The organism is Terriglobales bacterium (genome assembly GCA_035691485.1).
Lineage (GTDB): Bacteria > Acidobacteriota > Terriglobia > Terriglobales > Acidobacteriaceae > JAIQGF01.
The window spans coordinates 45,829-62,931 of the sequence record DASSIZ010000003.1 but is presented as its reverse complement, the minus strand read 5'-3'; the positions used below and the strand labels follow the sequence as shown (position 1 = coordinate 62,931).

16 protein-coding genes are annotated in these 17,103 nt (G+C 61.6%); 11 read left to right on the top strand and 5 right to left on the bottom strand.

Annotated features, from left to right (window positions below; translation table 11 throughout):
- Positions 1–34 precede the first annotated feature (34 nt).
- Genes trpD through VFI82_00405 form a run of 3 tightly spaced genes read left to right on the top strand, consistent with a single transcriptional unit; the run spans position 35 to position 2,905 of the window.
- Positions 35–1,084: an anthranilate phosphoribosyltransferase gene (trpD, locus tag VFI82_00415; protein HET7183116.1), complete on the top strand. Its 1,050-nt coding sequence runs from the start codon at positions 35–37 to the stop codon at positions 1,082–1,084.
- Positions 1,081–2,058, top strand: coding sequence for a class I SAM-dependent methyltransferase (locus tag VFI82_00410; protein HET7183115.1), 978 nt, complete (start codon positions 1,081–1,083; stop codon positions 2,056–2,058). The genes trpD and VFI82_00410 overlap by 4 nt, the downstream gene beginning before the upstream one ends.
- 1 nt (position 2,059) lies before the next feature.
- Positions 2,060–2,905 carry a class I SAM-dependent methyltransferase gene (locus VFI82_00405; GenBank protein HET7183114.1) on the top strand — a complete coding sequence of 282 codons (846 nt, stop codon included), beginning with the start codon at positions 2,060–2,062 and terminating at the stop codon, positions 2,903–2,905.
- A 12-nt stretch (positions 2,906–2,917) separates the two neighbouring features.
- Here the strand turns inward: VFI82_00405 and VFI82_00400 are convergent, their stop codons facing one another.
- The 3 genes from VFI82_00400 to rlmB are packed head-to-tail and all read right to left on the bottom strand — an operon-like array spanning position 2,918 to position 6,926.
- Positions 2,918–4,351, bottom strand: a complete 1,434-nt coding sequence (locus VFI82_00400) for an MBL fold metallo-hydrolase (protein ID HET7183113.1) — start codon at positions 4,349–4,351, stop codon at positions 2,918–2,920.
- A 53-nt stretch (positions 4,352–4,404) separates the two neighbouring features.
- Positions 4,405–6,159: a hypothetical protein gene (locus VFI82_00395; protein HET7183112.1), complete on the bottom strand. Its 1,755-nt coding sequence runs from the start codon at positions 6,157–6,159 to the stop codon at positions 4,405–4,407.
- Positions 6,156–6,926, bottom strand: a complete 771-nt coding sequence (rlmB, locus tag VFI82_00390) for a 23S rRNA (guanosine(2251)-2'-O)-methyltransferase RlmB (GenBank protein HET7183111.1) — start codon at positions 6,924–6,926, stop codon at positions 6,156–6,158. Before rlmB ends, VFI82_00395 begins: the two co-directional genes overlap by 4 nt.
- 145 nt (positions 6,927–7,071) lie before the next feature.
- Between rlmB and VFI82_00385 the strand changes: the two genes are divergently transcribed.
- Together VFI82_00385 and VFI82_00380 are read left to right on the top strand one after the other, a co-directional pair.
- The gene (locus VFI82_00385) at positions 7,072–8,253 is read left to right on the top strand and encodes an acetyl-CoA C-acetyltransferase (GenBank protein ID HET7183110.1); all 1,182 of its coding nucleotides are present in this window, start codon (positions 7,072–7,074) and stop codon (positions 8,251–8,253) included.
- A gap of 119 nt (positions 8,254–8,372) precedes the next feature.
- A complete protein-coding gene (locus VFI82_00380; protein HET7183109.1) occupies positions 8,373–9,140 on the top strand; it encodes a LytTR family DNA-binding domain-containing protein in 768 nt (255 codons plus the stop codon).
- Between the two features lie 125 nt (positions 9,141–9,265).
- Here the strand turns inward: VFI82_00380 and VFI82_00375 are convergent, their stop codons facing one another.
- Together VFI82_00375 and VFI82_00370 are read right to left on the bottom strand one after the other, a co-directional pair.
- Positions 9,266–9,487, bottom strand: coding sequence for a DUF1059 domain-containing protein (locus tag VFI82_00375; GenBank protein ID HET7183108.1), 222 nt, complete (start codon positions 9,485–9,487; stop codon positions 9,266–9,268).
- 224 nt (positions 9,488–9,711) lie between these two features.
- Positions 9,712–9,921, bottom strand: coding sequence for a DUF1059 domain-containing protein (locus VFI82_00370; protein ID HET7183107.1), 210 nt, complete (start codon positions 9,919–9,921; stop codon positions 9,712–9,714).
- A gap of 93 nt (positions 9,922–10,014) precedes the next feature.
- Between VFI82_00370 and purS the strand changes: the two genes are divergently transcribed.
- The 6 genes from purS to VFI82_00340 all read left to right on the top strand — a co-directional run bounded on the left by purS (position 10,015) and on the right by VFI82_00340 (position 17,087).
- Positions 10,015–10,260, top strand: a complete 246-nt coding sequence (gene purS / locus VFI82_00365; protein ID HET7183106.1) for a phosphoribosylformylglycinamidine synthase subunit PurS — start codon at positions 10,015–10,017, stop codon at positions 10,258–10,260.
- A gap of 155 nt (positions 10,261–10,415) precedes the next feature.
- Positions 10,416–12,290: a glutamine--fructose-6-phosphate transaminase (isomerizing) gene (gene glmS / locus VFI82_00360; GenBank protein ID HET7183105.1), complete on the top strand. Its 1,875-nt coding sequence runs from the start codon at positions 10,416–10,418 to the stop codon at positions 12,288–12,290.
- A gap of 223 nt (positions 12,291–12,513) precedes the next feature.
- A complete protein-coding gene (locus VFI82_00355; GenBank protein HET7183104.1) occupies positions 12,514–13,236 on the top strand; it encodes an FAD-dependent oxidoreductase in 723 nt (240 codons plus the stop codon).
- Between the two features lie 213 nt (positions 13,237–13,449).
- Positions 13,450–15,390, top strand: coding sequence for a molecular chaperone DnaK (dnaK, locus tag VFI82_00350; protein HET7183103.1), 1,941 nt, complete (start codon positions 13,450–13,452; stop codon positions 15,388–15,390).
- A gap of 278 nt (positions 15,391–15,668) precedes the next feature.
- Complete coding sequence (locus tag VFI82_00345) at positions 15,669–15,845, top strand: hypothetical protein (protein ID HET7183102.1); 177 nt, start codon at positions 15,669–15,671, stop codon at positions 15,843–15,845.
- A 12-nt stretch (positions 15,846–15,857) separates the two neighbouring features.
- On the top strand, positions 15,858–17,087 hold the full coding sequence (locus VFI82_00340; protein ID HET7183101.1) for a J domain-containing protein: 1,230 nt from the start codon (positions 15,858–15,860) through the stop codon (positions 17,085–17,087).
- Positions 17,088–17,103: the final 16 nt, after the last annotated feature.

The window sequence follows — 17,103 nt, the reverse complement described above, 5'->3', positions numbered from 1 at the left end:
CCACCCGAACAAGCGGTTGTGATAAGTTCCGTCAGTGATTCTGGAGGCCATTCATCGTATCGCCAATCACCGCGAGTCGCTCTCGCGGCCGGATGCGCGCGCGGTCATGACGGAGATTTTGGCCGGCGGCGCCACCGATGCCCAGATCGCCGCGCTGCTGGTGGCGCTGCACATGAAAGGCGAGAGCGTGGATGAAATCGTCGGATTCGCCGAGGCGATCCGGGCGGCCGCCACTCCGCTTCCTCTGCACAAGAATTCGGTCCTGGACGCCAGCGGCACCGGGCGCGACGCGCTGGTGGACACTTGCGGCACCGGCGGCGACGCCAGCGGGACCTTCAACATCTCGACCGCCACCGCGCTCTGCGTCGCGGGAGCGGGCGTGCGCGTTGCCAAGCATGGCAATCGCAGCGCAACTTCGAAGTGCGGCTCGGCGGATGTGGTGGAGGCGCTTGGCATCAGGATCACGCTGCCTCCGGAGCGCATTGCCGCTTGTCTGGAGCAGGTCGGGATTGCATTCCTGTTCGCGCCCGCCATGCATTCGGCGATGAAACACGTCCATCCGGCACGGCGAGAACTGCGGCTGCCGACTGTCTTCAACCTGCTTGGTCCGTTGACCAACCCGGCCAATGCGTCGGCGCAGGTGGTGGGAGTTTATTCCGCCGACCTGGTGGAAAAACTGGCGGAGGCGCTGGCCATGCTCGGGTTGCGGCGCGCCCTGGTGGTGCATGGGAACGACGGGCTGGATGAAATCACCATCAGCGGGCCGACGCGGATCGCGGAAATGCGCGATGGCCAGGTGCGCACGTACGAAGTCACGCCGGAGGAGTTCGGTTTGAAGCGCGCCGCGCTGGAGGATATTGCCGGCGGCGGCGTGCAGGAGAACGCTGCCATCATCCGCGCCATCGTGGATGGCGAAAAGTCGGCTCGCCGCGATGTCGTTCTGTTGAACGCGGCCGCCGCTTTAGTGGCTGCGGGCCGGGCAGACAATATCAGCGACGGCATCCCGCAAGCCGCTGCATCGCTTGACTCCGGCGCCACCCGCGCAAAGCTGGAAGCGCTGGTAAAGTTCACCAGCATCTCATGACATCCTCGCGACAAAACCTCAAGCTGAAGTTGATTGACCTTTGCGGTGCAGTCCTGGCGCCCGCCGCAGCCCGCATCGCCAGGCTGCAATGGCGCTGGGGTGCGGAGAACATGCCGCGCAGCTTCCGGGCGTGGAATTCGCGGGGCGTTCTTCCACTGCCGTTCCACTATTATTACCCGGTATTCGATGCCGACGCGCTGCCGCCATCGACCTGGACGCGCGAAAGCCTCCTGCCGGGAATCGCTCTGCAACCGGAGCGACAGTTGCAATTATTAGAGCAGTTACGCTATGCCGATGAAGTGCGGCAGTTCCCGCTCGACGGCAATCATAAAGCGGCCTTCTGTTACTTCAATGGAATGTTCGGTCCGGGAGACGCGGAGGTGCTGTACAGCGTCATCCGGCACTTCAAGCCCAAGCGGATGGTCGAGATCGGCTCGGGCTGCTCGACGTTTCTCGCCAAGGCGGCACTGGACCGCAATCGCGCCCTGGGATACCAGGCGGAGCACATCTGCATTGAGCCGTACGCGGCGCCATGGTTGGAAAAGCTTGGCGTGAAGGTGATTCGCGACCTCGTCGAGAACTTGGACCTGGCGTTGTTCGAACAACTCGGCGCCAACGACATCCTGTTCATCGACTCTTCGCACGTGGTACGGACCGGCGGCGACGTGCAATTCGAGTACCTGGAGATCGTGCCGCGGCTGCAGCCGGGGGTGCTGGTGCACGTGCACGATATCTTCCTGCCATTCGAGTATCCGATGGTCTTCTCGCGAGACATGAAATTGTTCTGGACCGAGCAGTATCTGGTACAAGCGTTCCTGGCATTTAACACGGCGTTTGAAATCGTGCTCGCTCTCCGCTACCTGGATGCGCATCACCCGGATGCGCTCGCGCGGGCCGCGCCGGTCTACGGCGAATATCGCAACCACAAGCCGGCGTCGTTGTGGATTCGCCGCTGCCTGCGGGAGTGCAAATGAAATGACGCGGACGGAAACCAGTGGAGCGGCCATGATGACTGTCCCTGGCGGTTACGGAGGACCGCCGGTCGAGATTGTCGGCGATACGCTTGCGCAGGTACTCACGTCGCGCCGGGTATGGAACAGCCGCGGCGAAGAAGAAGAGGCGCGGGGCGCGATCTCCGGAGCGTCGTGCGCCAAAATACAGGAACTGATCGCGATGGCGGACGCTCGGCGCACCCTGGAAGTGGGCTGCGCGACGGGCGTGTCAACCCTGGCCATCCTCTCCAAGCTCGAGCAACTTGGCGGTGACCGCACGCATATCGCCATTGATCCCAATCAAACCGGGTACGGGCCGGATGGGTTCCGGGGCGTCGGCGCCGAGATGGTCCGCCGGGCGGGTTTGCAGGATCGCTTCTCGCTCATCGAAAAGCCGAGTCACCTGGGGCTTCCCGCGTTGTTGGCTGACGGCAAGCGGTTCGATTTCATCTTTCTTGACGGCTGGCATTCCTTCGACTTCACATTCGTCGATTACTACTACGCCGACCTTCTCCTGCGGGACGGTGGAATCCTGGTGTTCGATGACGTGGGCATGCCCGCCATTCGTCACGTGTGCTGGTTCCTCGAAACCCACAAGCCGTACGACTTCATGGGCGGTACGGCTCGGCTAAGCACCTTGCACCCATGGCACAAGATCAAGCAGCGTCGAGATCCCGCCGTCCATGTCTGGGGTTCGATCCAGGCTTACCGAAAACGGAGCAGCAGCATGGTTCCGAGCGAATTCTTTGAGGCTCCGTTTTACCCGCACTACCGGCTGTACCGCTGGTGGATGCGCCTGCGCGGATTGCAAATACGCCGTCCGTTCTAGCAGGTGCACCCTCTAACTCGCTGCACTACCATTCCCGACAGGCACCTTCTCCATATACTGCGCCACGTCCACGCGCCAGTGCAGTTCCTTCACCATGGAATCGCGCAGCGCCGCGGCGGCCGCCGGTTCACCGTGCACCAGGTACGTCTGTGACGGCGTGTTCTTGAACGTGCGCAGCCATTCCAGCAGCTCCGGCGTGTCGGCGTGATCGCTGAATTGCTCGAGCGCGGCGACTTGCGCCCGCACCGGCACGACCTCGCCGAACATCTTCACTTCCTTGGCGCCGCTCTTGATGCTGAAGCCGCGCGTTCCCGGCGACTGGAATCCGATGAATAGCACAAGGTTGCGTGGATCGGGCAGCCGTTGCCTCAGGTGATGAAGAATGCGCCCTCCCGTCGCCATGCCGCTGGAAGACACGATCACCATCGGGTAGTGACTGTCGTTGATCTTCTTCGAGTCCGCCGGCGTGCTGTCAAAGTAAAACCCCGGCCATGTCAGCGGCGATCCGTAGCGCCCGATCAGTTGCTTTGTGTCCTCGCTGAACTCTTCCGTGTGCTTCAGGAAAATGTTGACTGCCTGGATGGCCATCGGGCTGTCGGTGTGTACCGGCACGCGCGGAATCTGGCCGGACTCCATCAGCTCCTTCAGCATGAACAGCAGCTTCTGCGTGCGCTCCACGGCGAAGGCCGGAACAATGACGCAGCCGCCGCGCTTCACCGTGTCGCGGATGAACTGCGCCAACTCCGGCCTGGGATCTGTCGTCGGATGCAGCCGGTTGCCATACGTCGATTCCATGACCAGCAGGTCAGCAGCTTCTCCTTCGGTAGGACCGGAGTGGACCACGCGTCCAGGGGCAATCTGCGAGTCGCGAACCCGTCCGATGTCGCCGGTGAACAGCAGTCGCTGTCCGCCGAGAGTAATCTCCACCATCGAAGACCCGATAATATGGGCCGCGCGCACGAAACGAAAGCCGAAGCCGGGCTGCAGTTGCTGAACTTGCTCGTATTCGACTGGGCGGAACGATTTCATGCAGTCTTGCGCTTCCTCGAAGGTGTAGAGCGGCAATGCCGGCGAGTGCTTCGACGACTTGATCTTATTGTGGAACGCCGCGTCTTCTTCCTGCAGGTGGCCGGAATCCGGCAGCAGGATGGAACAGAGATCGATGGTGGCTTGCGTGGCGTAGATCGGGCCTTGAAAGCCCAGCTTCACCAGGCGCGGCAGCCACCCGGAATGGTCCAGGTGCGCGTGGGTGAGGATGACGGCGTCGAGATCGCGCACCGGCAGCGGCGGGCCTTGCCAGTTGCGCTCGCGCCATTCCTTCTGCCCCTGGAAGAGGCCACAATCGATCAGGACTTGAATTCCGGGAGTGCCATTCTGCTCGGTGTTGATCAGGTGCTTGGAGCCGGTAACCACCCCTGCCGCGCCGAGAAATTGAAGGTAGGGCAATCGGAACCTCCGATGCAGCGGCAAATTGTAACAAGCACCTCAATGCTTGGGTGCTACTTCGCGGGCGCGATGGTAAATGAATTGTTATTCATGTTCGACTCCGGCACACTGCCGTCGTTGACCCATACTTCGGTCGCTGCGACCGGCAGCTCGATTCGTTCCACTGCCTTGCTCTTCCCTTTCACCAGCACGCGCTTGGTGCGTTCGCCGCCGCCTTCGGCACGGACGAAGAGCGGCACCTCGGCGGCAGGCTGGCCATCGTCAGCGACGGTGACGGTGACAACGTACGTCCCGTTCAAGGTGACGCGCGGGAATACGGCATCGACGCGGAAATCCGGCAGGCCTCGGTCGCGGTAAAGCCAATCGTCGAAGAACCACTCCAGATTGCGCCTGGCGGCCTGCTCCAGCAGATGCGACATGTAGGCGGTATCCTTGTCGTCGGCGGCGCGATACTTCTTGAGCGCCTGCTGCAGCGCGGCGTCGCCCATCATGTCGCGCAACATCCACCAGACATACATCGCCTTCACGCGATACATGACCTCGTCGGTAGAGGTGATCAGGCCCGGCGCAGCGTGTTTGGCGCGGGCCTCCGACCCGCGATCGGGGGCGGGTGCCGTACCGGCTTCCGCAGCTTGCAGCGGCGGCAACAGCGTCTTCATGTACGACAGCGCGGCGGTGCGGCCACTCTGCTGCTCGCGATCCAAAGCCTGCGCGAAGTGCGCAACGCCCTCCTCGATCCACGGTCGAGCCGCGGAGAACGATGCGTGCGTCAACTGGTGGATCATGCGCAGTTCGATGGAACTTCGCTCGGTGAGTTCCAGCGGCGTGAAGAGCAACGGCCCGCTCTCAAACGGCGCATCGCCAATGGCGGCAAGTTGCACCACCTGGACCTTTGTTTTGGGTCCGCCGAACCACTCTGTCTCAAAGGGCAGCACTTTCTCCGCAGCGAGCGCGTACTCCTGCGCCGCCGCGGCCTGTTGCGGGAGGTAAAACACGTTGATCACCGGCCGGGCGAGCGCACTGTATTCGGCGACCGCAAACGTGGGTACCGTGTTCGCCACCGGCGCATAGGTATAGATCGAGCACCCCAGGTTCGTGGTGGCGTCCTCGCCGGCGCCTGCCGCGTGACGCGTGACACCTTCAGGCCTGCCATTGGCGATGACCGTCAGGTTTTCTTCCCCGACCCAGCACAGGCTCACCCGCATCGACGTTGCCTGCTGCGCTGTCTTCCAGGCATCGAGCGCCGGGAACAGCGAGTTGTCCGACATGCTCGCCGCCGGCAGCGAGACCGGGTACCAGGCGACATATCCGATGCCGCGGATGGCGGTGATCGGCTCCGCAACCTGGTCCCAATCACTGTGGGCAGCCACTTCGGAAGGAATGCCGACGCGAGTCAGGCGGGTGGCGTCCTGCGTGATCTCGCCCGAATAGCCAACTTCCAGCTCCACCGATGCCTGGGGCGGCACCGCGGAGGGCAGCGCGACCACGGCTTCGGTCACCGCGCCCGTATGGTCGATGTCGGTGGTGTACTTGTCGGTGACGTACTGCAGCGGCTTGCCGTTCAGTTCGATGAGCCGCCACGTCAGCGCTGACGATATTTGCAGCGTAAGGTTCCGCTGCGCCGTGCTGGAGTCATTGCGCACTCGAAGTTTGCCGCGTGCGGCAATGGCCGAGCCACCGGGATCGATACGGACTTCAAGATCGTAGTGAGTGAACGTGAACGCGGTGCGATCGACGGCGAAAGATGAGCCACAGAGGACACAGAGGTAAAACAGAAACAAACAAAAGCGGAAACGCGTCGACTTCATTCTGGTTTGCCTTTTGCCTCTGTGCCCTCTGTGGCTAATCTTTTTCGTCGCTGGCGCGCCACTTCGTACATCACCACTCCCGCCGCCACGGATACGTTGAGCGACGACACCTGGCCGAGCACGGGAATGTTGACGACGAAGTCGCAGTGTTGGCGGACGTGTTCGTGCAGGCCTTTTCCTTCCGCGCCCAGCACCAGCGCGCAATCCGTGGTGTAGTCCACCTCGTCGTAAGCCTGCCTTCCGCGCTCGTCGAGTCCGACCGTCCACACGTTGTTTCGCTTCAATTCCTCCACCGTGCGGCTGATGTTGGTGACCCGGGCGATGGGCAGATGTTCGGTCGCGCCCGCCGAGGCCTTCGCCACCGTGCCGGTCACGCCGGCGGCGCGGCGTTCGGGGATCACGATGCCATCGGCGCCGGCGGCATCGGCGGTGCGGATGATCGCTCCGAGATTGTGCGGGTCTTCCACCCCGTCCAGGACGACGATGAAAGCGCGCTCGCCTCGGCGCTGCGCCAGCAAGTCGTCTGCGCCGACGTATTCTTTCTCCGAGGTGATCGCCACCACGCCCTGGTGCGACTGCGTGGCCGCCAGGCGATCCAGATCCTGGCGTGGCGTGGAGCGGACAGCTATGCCGTGCGCGCGGCACTCCGCGATGATGCGCTGCAGGCGTTGATCATGCCGCTCGCGCGCCACCGCCACGTACTCGAACGCGCGTCCGCGCGACTTCAGCGCCTCCGCTACCGCGTTGATGCCGTAAATCACAGCCATGGCAAGAGTCTAGCAGGGTGGTTGCAGGGAGTTGGAAGGCATCGACACGATGGGATGACCGAACCAGTGTTGGTCGTTGTTTTCTGGCTACGAGCCACCTGCCGCGAGCTACCGATAACCTGAGCTCCACTGTTAGACTGAGATTGTGAGCGACGTTTTCATACTTTCCGCAGTGCGCACGCCGATCGGCAAGTTTGGTGGGGCGCTCGCGTCGTTGTCGGCCGCCGACATGGGAGTGGTCGCCGCCAAGGCCGCGCTGGAACGTGCCGGCGTCAGCCCGGACCAGGTGGAAGAAACAATTTTCGGTAACGCCCGCCAGGCTGGCGGAGGGCCCAATCCCGCTCGCCAGATTTCCATTCGAACCGGAGTGCCCGATTCTGTTCCGGCGTATACGGTGAACCAGGCATGCGCCTCGGGCATGAAGAGCATTGCGCTGGGTTGGCAGGAGATCGCACACGGCAACCTGGCTGTGGTTCTTGCCGGTGGAACCGAGTCCATGTCGCGTCTGCCTTACTATCTCGAGGGCGCGCGCTGGGGCCTGCGGATGGGCGACACCGAACTGGTAGACGGCATGTATCGCGACGGCTTCTTTTGCCCCATGTCCAAGATGGTGATGGGCGAGACCGCCGAGTTGCTGGCCGATAAATACCGGATTACGCGCGAGGAGCAGGACCAGTTCGCGCTCTGCTCGCAGCAGCGGGCGGAGCGAGCGCTCAACAGCGGCAGGTTTAACGACGAGATTGCGCCCGTGACCATCGCGAGCAAGAAAGGCACGCAGGTGGTCACGCGCGACGAGCACCCATTCCTTGGCGCAACCCTGGAAAAAATGGCTAAGCTGCCTCCGGTATTTTCAAAAACCGGCACTATCACCGCCGCCAACTCTTCTGGCATAACCGATGGCGCCGCCGCCGTGGTGCTGGCCTCTGGATCATTTGTGAAGCAGCACCAACAGAAGCCGCTGGCCCGTATTCTCGCCGCGACCACGGCCGGCGTGGATCCGCGCTACATGGGTATCGGACCGGTTCCGGCGCTGCGCAAGCTGGAGCAGAAATTCGGGATCTCGCCCGCCTCTGCCAGCCTCATCGAACTCAACGAAGCCTTCGCGGCGCAGGTGCTGGCGTGCGATCGCGAAATGCACTTTGATCGCGGCCGGCTCAACGTCAATGGCGGCGCGATCGCCCTCGGCCATCCCATCGGCTGTACCGGCACGCGCATCACGGTCACGCTGCTGCACGAGATGCTCAAGCGCAGGGCGAAGCGCGGCATTGCCACCCTCTGCGTCAGCGGAGGAATGGGAATGGCCCTGGCCCTCGAGAGTGCAGAATGAAGAATGCAGAATGAAGAAGTGAGAAGTCATTCCGTAATTGCAGCATCTTTCATTCTGACTTCTTAATTCTTTATTCCTCTGCTCCCCGCTATACTGAAGGGTTCTACCGTGGGGGTCCTATGCCGTTGTCCGCAGTTATCATCGATGATGAGCAGCTCGCGCGCGATGAGCTTGCCTTCCTGTTGAAGTCGGTGGATGACGTCAATGTAGTCGCGCAGGGCAAGAACGGCGTCGAGGCCGTGAACCTCATCAAGGAGCACTCGCCCGACCTCGTCTTCCTCGACGTCCAGATGCCCGGACTGGACGGCTTTGCGGTAATCAAAAAGCTGATGGACAAGAAGGTGCCGCTGCCGCAAATCGTTTTTGCTACCGCTTACGATCAATACGCGGTCAAGGCGTTTGAAGTGAACGCCGTCGATTATCTCCTCAAGCCCTTTGATAAGGCGCGGGTCACCCAATCCGTGAGAAAAGCCAAGGCCAAGGTATCCACCGCCGGACCCAGCGAACGCCTGGAAACGCTCATCCGTAGCCTGGAAGCCAAGCCTCATCAGCCCGCGAAAATCCTGATCAAGGCCGCCGGCCGATTGTTCCTGGTGGACCAGAAGGACATCTGTTATGCCTCGATCGAAGACGGTGTCATTACCGTGGTAACGGCTCAGATCGAGGGTCAATCCAACTGCCGTACGCTGGAGGAACTTCTCGCCTCCCTCGATCCCAACCTGTTCTGGCGCGCGCACCGCTCCTACCTGGTAAATATCAACCGCATTCGCGAGGTTGTGCCGTGGTTCAAGAGCTCCTACCAGCTCCGCATGGACGACAAGAAGCAGTCGGAAATTCCGGTCAGCCGCGCACAAACCAAGAGACTCCGCGAACTGTTCCGGCTTTGAAGAAGACCAGCCACCGAGGACACAAAGGCAGTTTCCGGTCTCCGGTGGCCATGCCATGCCTGGAAACCAACCTGGAAACCGCTATGTGCTTCCTCGGTGGCTGATGCGACTCTGCGGTGCCGCCGTTATGCCGCTTTCTTGGTGTGAATGACGCTTCGGATGCGGTTACGGACGCCATTGTCGAGGTGCATGACGTTGTGCGCCTCGTGGGCATGCTGTTCCATTTGCTTCATGATGTCGGCATCATCGTGGCCCCGGACTTCCCAATGACAATTCGGGTCGGTGACGTCGGCGCATCGCAGGTGAAGGTGTCCTAAAGGCGCTTTTTTCCCTTTGTCGCGAGCCATAGTTCCCCTTCCGTTGGTTGGATTTCTTCAAGAAGGGATTCACCACCGGCCCAGGCTGTTGTCCGAAATCGAGAGCTGGGCTGAGCTGACCCGAGACTCAGCTGCGGTGTCTCCGCGAACCGCCGCGATGGTCATGGTTATCGTCTGCTGATCGGCTGTCGGTTCTCGGCGATCGATTTCGAAATCGGAACCGTCCACCGAAAACCGATAACCGACAACTCGTCTTACGCTGCTTTACGCTGGATGGCGCCACGGACTTTCTGGCGCATGTTGTCGTCCATGTGGAGGTTGTGCTTTTCGCGGCCGTGCTGCTCGGCTTGCTGCATGATGTCGTCTTCGTTGCGGCCACGGGCTTCCCATTTGCAGTTCTTGTCCCCGACATCCGCACAGCGGAAGCGGAGGTCCTGATCTTGCTGTTTGTTTACGTCGGCCATGGATGTCCTCCCAGTGCTTGCGATTCGGGCAATGAATTTGCTGTTGCCCGCCATCGAGAGCGCCTGCGCGTACGCTGTATAATTTCCCTACTCATGAAAGCCTACGTGTACGTGTCGCTCAAGAAGACGGTGCTCGACCCGCAGGGCAAAACCATTCATGGCGCACTCCGCAAGATGGGCTTTCAAGCGGTGACCGATGTACGCCAGGGCAAGTACTTCGAGGTTACGGTCGATGGGTTGGATGAAGCGCGTGCCCGCCAGGAGGTCGAACGCATCGCTCGCGAGGTCCTCACCAATCCGGTGATCGAGGAGTTCCGTTACTCCCTGGAAGCACATTAATCATCGCCTGGAAGTCTTTCGTTACCGGGGTAAGTGGCGGAATCATATCCGCTCGGGCGAGAATCCAATATCATGGTGCTGCCGGCTCAAGTTCCAGCCGGGCGGCAGCCTTCGGCTGAACTCCTGAGACAAGCCAGCTTTTCGAGGGTATTCACGTGTGTGGCATTGTTGGATATGTAGGCAAGAAGCGCGTAGTGCCGGTCATCATTGAAGGCCTGCGCCGGCTTGAGTACCGTGGCTACGATTCCGCCGGCATCGCGGTTGCTGGAAATGGAGACGGCCTTCAGGTTCGCCGCGCCGAAGGCAAGCTGCGCAACCTGGAAGAGGTGATCCGCCTCAAGCCCCTCGACGGCACCTACGGCATTGGCCACACCCGCTGGGCCACCCACGGACGCCCCACCGAGGAGAATGCCCATCCCCACCGTGACTGCACCGGCCGTGTGGTCGTGGTGCACAACGGGATCATCGAGAATTACCTGCAGCTGAAACGCAAGCTCGCCGAGGAAGGCCATAAGTTCTCCACCGAAACCGATACCGAGGTCATTGCCCACCTGGTCGAGAAGCATCTGAAGCCGCACAATGGCGGCGCGCGTCCCTCGCTGGAAGAGGCCGTTCGCAAGACGGTAAAGGAACTGCACGGCGTTTATGCCCTGGCGGTGATTTCCGTGGACGAGCGCGACAAGATTGTCGCCGCGCGCAATGGCCCGCCGGCGGTCATCGGGCTGGGCAAGGACGAATACTTTGTCGCCTCCGACGTACCCGCCATCCTCTATCACACGCGCGACCTTTTTTTCCTGGCCGATGGCGACCTCGCGGTCATCACGCCGGAAGGTGTCCAGCTCAGCGACTTCGACGGCAACCCCATCGTGCGCCAGGTGCAGCACGTCACCTGGGATCCCATCATGGCGGAAAAGGGCGGTTTCAAGCATTTCATGCTCAAAGAAATTTATGAGCAGCCGCGCGCCGTCCGCGACACCACTCTGGGCCGCGTCTCCCTCGACAGCGGCAAAATTTTCCTCGAGGAGATGGAAATCACCGAGAGCGAATTCGCCAAGCTCGGCAAGGTGAACATCGCTGCCTGCGGCACCAGTTGGCACGCCGCGCAAGCCGGCAAGTTCATGATCGAGCGCCTGGCGCGGGTCCCGGTGGAAGTCGACTACGCCAGCGAATGGCGTTATCGCGATCCGATCGTTGCGCCCAACGATCTCACCATGCTGATAACGCAGTCGGGCGAGACCGCCGACACCATTGCCGCCCAACGCGAAGCCCGCTCCAAGGGCTCGAAAACGATTGGCATCTGCAACGTCGTAGGTTCCATGGTCACCCGCGAAGCCAACGGCACCATCTACACCCATGCCGGCCCGGAGATCGGCGTTGCTTCGACCAAGGCCTTCACAGCGCAATTGACCGCTCTGTTTCTCTTCTCGCTCTACCTGGCGAACGTGCGCAACAGCATCACCCACGATGAGGCGCGCATGTACATCGGCGAACTGGGCAAGATCCCCGGCAAGCTGGAGTCCGTGCTGGCCAAGGAAGAAGAAGCGGAAGACTTGGCCAAGGAATACCACCGCGCCCAGGATTTCCTCTTCCTCGGCCGCGGCATTCACTATCCCATCGCGCTGGAAGGCGCCCTCAAGCTCAAGGAAATTTCCTACATCCACGCCGAGGGCTATCCCGCCGGCGAGATGAAGCACGGCCCCAACGCGCTGATTGACGAAGATCTTCCGGTGGTGATCCTCGCCACCTGCGATCCCAAGGACCCGGGCTCGCAAATGCGCTATGAGAAGACGCTGTCCAACCTGAAAGAGGTGAAGGCGCGCAGCGGGCGGGTAATCGCGGTCGCCACCGAGGGCGACGAGGAAATTCGCGAAGCTGCCGACCACGTCATCTACGTGCCCCCCGCGCCGGAGATGCTGGTGCCCATCCTCGAGATCGTGCCGCTGCAGCTGCTGGCGTACCACATCGCCGTGCGCCGCGGCTGCGACGTCGACCAGCCGCGGAATTTGGCGAAGTCGGTGACCGTGGAATAGATCGCCATTGGCGGTTAGCCAACGAACTTTCGGTTCGTCCGCACCGTCCAAATTCTGACAATGCAGGCCCGGCGCCTCGCCGGAACTGCCGTTTATGCGACCCGAACGTTTGTGGCGGGGGCGCCCTCGCCGGCGACTACGTTTTGCTCTGCCCATCGCTGACTGCTGATTGCTGAGTTACGGCCAATGGCCAAGGGCAACGGCATTCTTTAGAATGAAACCAGTGTCCACTCACCGCCAACTGTTGACCGCACGCCTGGTGCGCTCCGTCCCGCTCTCGGGCGACACCAAGCACCTGGAATTCTCGGTCGAAGAACTTCCCCGCTTCGACTTCACTGCCGGGCAGTTCGTCTCGATGAAGGAACCGCATGACGGCCGCGAGATCACGCGTGCCTACTCCATCGCCTCGCCTCCGCGCGGCAACAACACCTTCGACCTCTGCCTCAACCGCGTACAAGAGGGCTTTTTTTCAAATTTTCTTTGCGATCTTCCCGAAGGGGAGAAAGTCCCGTTCCACGGGCCCCACGGTTATTTCGTGCTCAAGGACCCGGTGCGTGATTCTCTCTTTATCGGAACCGGAACCGGCATCGCGCCATTGCGAGGCATGCTGCAGTGGCTTTTCGCCGATGACTCGCGCCACCGCGGACATGAATTCTGGCTGCTGTTCGGCGTGCGCTACCAGGCTGATCTCTACTACAACGACGAGTTCCTGCAACTGGCGCATGAGCATCCCAATTTCCATTATCTTCCGACCCTGAGCCGCGAAAACCCCGGCTGGACCGGGGCCCGTGGCTACGTGCAGGAGCACGTTCGGCATCTCGCGGCAGGTCGCACTGACATGGACGCCTACATCTGCGGGCTCAAGGACATGGTTCTGGCGAACCGCGATCTGTTGAAGCAATTGGGCTGGGACCGGAAGGCGATTCTTTACGAAAGATTCGATTGAGCCGGTGTTCCGTTCCCCCGCGGCTCATGCTCACCACCACGAGCTGCTAACCACTAGCTGCCGGGCACTGGCCCTGCATCTTCCATTTGCCTTGTCACATCTAACAACTTGACAACGTTACACTCAAGTCTTATATTGCTCCTGCTATAAAACCAGAGTTCATGAGAAAAGTGCAACGATTATAATGACTTACGAAGTAGGAGGCAGCATCCCATGGGAAAGATTATAGGCATCGACCTGGGTACGACCAACTCGGTGGTCGCCGTCATGGAGGGTGGCGAGCCCAAGGTTATCCCCAACGAGGAAGGTGGCCGCACCACCCCCTCGGTCGTCGGCTTCACTAAGACCGGCGAGCGCCTGGTTGGGCAAGTCGCCAAGCGCCAGGCGATCACCAACCCGGAAAACACAATTTATTCCATCAAGCGGTTCATGGGACGCCGTTTTGACGAAGTGAACGAAGAGATGAAGATGGTCCCTTACAAGGTCGTCCGTTCCGGCGACCACGTGGCCGTCGTGGCCCAAGGCAAGGAGCACACCCCGCCCGAGGTTTCGGCCATGATTCTCGGCAAGCTGAAGAAGGCGGCCGAGGACTACTTGGGCGGCGCTGTCACCGACGCGGTCATTACCGTGCCCGCCTATTTCAACGACGCGCAGCGCCAGGCCACCAAGGACGCTGGCAAGATTGCCGGCCTCGAAGTTAAGCGCATCATCAACGAGCCTACCGCGGCCGCGCTCGCTTACGGTTTGGACAAGAAGAAGGACGAGACCATCGCGGTTTACGATTTCGGCGGCGGCACCTTCGACATTTCCATCCTGGAAGTCGGTGAAGGCGTTATCGAGGTGAAAGCCACCAACGGCGACACCCACCTCGGCGGCGACAACATCGACCAGCGCATTGTCGATTGGCTCGTCGATGAGTTCCGCAAGGACGAAGGTCTCGACCTGCGCGGCAAGGGCAACGAAATGGCGCTGCAGCGTCTGCGCGACGCCGCCGAACGCGCCAAGATCGAACTCTCCACCACCATGGAAACCGAGATCAACCTGCCTTTCATCACCGCCGATGCCAGCGGCCCCAAGCACCTGGTGAAGCGGCTGACCCGCGCCAAGTTGGAGTCGATGGTCGAAGACATCATCCAGCGCTCCGTGGGCCCGTGTCGCGCCTGCTTGAAGGATGCCGGCATCGACCCCAGCAAGATTGATGAAGTGGTGCTGGTCGGCGGTCAGACGCGCATGCCTCGCATTCAGGCGTTGGTCAAGGAGCTGTTCGGCAAGGAGCCGCACAAGGGCGTCAACCCGGACGAAGTGGTTGCCATCGGCGCGGCCATCCAGGGCGGTGTGCTCGGCGGAGAGGTCAAGGACCTGCTGCTGCTCGACGTCACCCCTCTGACGCTGGCGATCGAGACGCTGGGCGGCGTAGCCACGCCGATGATTCCCCGCAACACCACGATCCCAACGCGCAAAACGGAGACCTTCTCCACCGCGGCCGATAGCCAGACCTCGGTTGAGGTTCACGTGCTGCAGGGCGAACGTCCCTTGGCGCGCGACAATCGCACGCTCGGCAAGTTCCACCTGACCGGCATTCCCCCGGCTCCGCGTGGCGTGCCGCAGATTGAGGTTACCTTCGACATCGATGCCAATGGCATTCTCAACGTCACGGCGAAGGACATGGCCACGCAGAAGGACCAGAAGATCACGATTACGTCTTCCTCGGGCCTGAGCAAGGAAGAAGTCGAACGCATGGCCAAGGAAGCCGACGCGCATTCCACCGAGGACAAGGCCAAGCGCGAAGAGATCGAGGCCCGCAACCAACTCGACTCCATGGTCTACAACGTCGACAAGATGCTGCGCGAGCACGGTGACAAAATCTCCGGAAGCGAGCGTGGCGATGTCGAGGCGGCTGTCGCCGACGCCAAGAAAGCGCTGGAAGGCAGCGACGCCAAGGCCATGAACGCGGCCAAGGACCGGCTGACGCAGGCTTCTCACAAGCTGGCCGAAGCCATGTACCGCCAAGCCCAGCCGCAAGGTGGCGCACCTGGCGCAGGTCCGCAGGCGGGTCCGCAACCAGGCGCCAATGGCGGAGCCGGAAGCGAAGAGAAGAAGAAAGACGAAGGCGTGATCGACGCCGAGTACGTCGACGTGGACGAGAAGAAGTAAGAGTCGGTGGCATAGCTGTCCGCGCGGTCAAAGGTTGATGGTTAACGCTCCCCAACCGGGTAGGGCACGGCTTTAGCCGTGCCGCCCGGGCGCCACATCATTGGCGGCTTTAGCCGCTGGGGTGAGCGCGACGCGCATCAGCCGAACACGTCCACAGCGCGACGTGACACGTCCGGAAGCGCGAAGCGCGGCAGAATGTGCAGCCCACGGCGTAAGCCGTGGGTTGCGCGCAAAATACGAGTGAGCCCCGCCGGGGCGACAGAAGCGAGGCCCAAGAATTGCAATTCAACGTTAATCAACAACCATATTTCCTGAATTTCCTCCCCGAGGAAGGACGTTGGTTTGTCTTCAAGCCGACCCGAAACGGAGTTGAAATCCTGGCCGTCCTGCACGACGACGCCCCTATCGGCCCGGAAGAAGTCGCGGCCAACCTCGACTCGGAGAGTGTGAACTAGCGATTGAACGCCATGGCCACCGCCACCAAAAACTATTACGAAACTCTCGGAGTGAAGAAGTCCGCCTCCCCCGATGAGATTCGTAAGGCGTTTCGCAAGCTGGCGCGCAAGTACCATCCTGACGTCAATCCCGGCGACAAGTCGGCGGAAGAAAAATTCAAGCTGATCTCCGAGGCCAACGACGTCCTGAGCGATCCCAAGAAGCGCAAGATCTACGATCAACTCGGCTACTACAGCGACAATATCGACCCGGCTGCGGCGGAGGCCTACGCGCGGGGCGGCGGCTTCGGCGCCGGCGGCTTTGGCGGTCCGCCTCCGGGCGGCGGGCGCGGCCAAGGTCAGGAAGTGCCCTTCGATTTCAGCGGCTTCGATTTCTCCGACATGTTTGAGGGTGGCGGTGGTCCGCAGCAACAGCGTCGCGGTGGCGGCGGGTTCCGTGACATCTTCTCCAGCATGTTCAGCGGCGGCCGCGGCGGCGCCGCCGTCCAGGAAGAGCCGGAACCCGGCACCGACTTGGAATACCAGGTCAGTGTCGGCTTCTGGCAGGCGATCCGCGGCGCCGTGATGCGCTTGAATATCACCCGTCTGGATAGCTGCGCCAAGTGCCACGGGCGCGGCTACATCGAATCGCCGGGCGTCTGCCCGGAGTGCAAAGGCTCCGGACACATCCAGCAGACCAGCGGGCGCATGAAGTTCAACACCGTGTGCCCGCGCTGTGGCGGCACCGGCAAGCAGCGGTCGGCGTGTAACGTCTGCGGCGGCGAGGGGGTGGTGCAGCGCACCGAACCGCTCGAAGTTCGCATCAAGCCCGGCACCCGCGACGGCCAGCGCATTCGCATTGCCGGCAAAGGAAACGCGGGCCCGCACGGTGGCCCGCCGGGTGATCTCTACATTATCGTCAAGACGGAAGACCATCCCGTCTTCCATCGCGAGGGCGACGATATTTACGTGAGCGTGCCGGTCAGCATGACCGAAGCGGCGCTCGGCGCGAAGGTCGAGGTCCCCACCATCGATGGCCGCGCCCTGCTGCGCATTCCGCCCGGCACGCAGTCGGGACAGAAGCTGCGCTTGCGCGAAAAAGGTGTCCCGTCGGCGATCAAAGACGGCAAGCGCGGCGACGAGATCGTCGAGGTCAAGATCGCCGTCCCCATGCCGCGCGACGAGAAGACGAAAGAACTGCTGCGCGAACTGGCCAAGCTGAACCCAGACGACCCGCGGGCAGAGTTGTGGGCCAAGGTCTAGCCACAGAGGACAGGGA

Coding starts and splice junctions, on each gene's coding strand:
- VFI82_00370 (HET7183107.1), bottom strand. CDS start 9,921: ATGGCCGACGTAAACAAACAGCAAGATCAGGACCTCCGCTTCCGCTGT.
- VFI82_00410 (HET7183115.1), top strand. CDS start 1,081: ATGACATCCTCGCGACAAAACCTCAAGCTGAAGTTGATTGACCTTTGC.
- dnaK (HET7183103.1), top strand. CDS start 13,450: ATGGGAAAGATTATAGGCATCGACCTGGGTACGACCAACTCGGTGGTC.
- VFI82_00405 (HET7183114.1), top strand. CDS start 2,060: ATGACGCGGACGGAAACCAGTGGAGCGGCCATGATGACTGTCCCTGGC.
- VFI82_00380 (HET7183109.1), top strand. CDS start 8,373: ATGCCGTTGTCCGCAGTTATCATCGATGATGAGCAGCTCGCGCGCGAT.
- VFI82_00395 (HET7183112.1), bottom strand. CDS start 6,159: ATGAAGTCGACGCGTTTCCGCTTTTGTTTGTTTCTGTTTTACCTCTGT.
- rlmB (HET7183111.1), bottom strand. CDS start 6,926: ATGGCTGTGATTTACGGCATCAACGCGGTAGCGGAGGCGCTGAAGTCG.
- VFI82_00375 (HET7183108.1), bottom strand. CDS start 9,487: ATGGCTCGCGACAAAGGGAAAAAAGCGCCTTTAGGACACCTTCACCTG.
- purS (HET7183106.1), top strand. CDS start 10,015: ATGAAAGCCTACGTGTACGTGTCGCTCAAGAAGACGGTGCTCGACCCG.
- VFI82_00340 (HET7183101.1), top strand. CDS start 15,858: ATGGCCACCGCCACCAAAAACTATTACGAAACTCTCGGAGTGAAGAAG.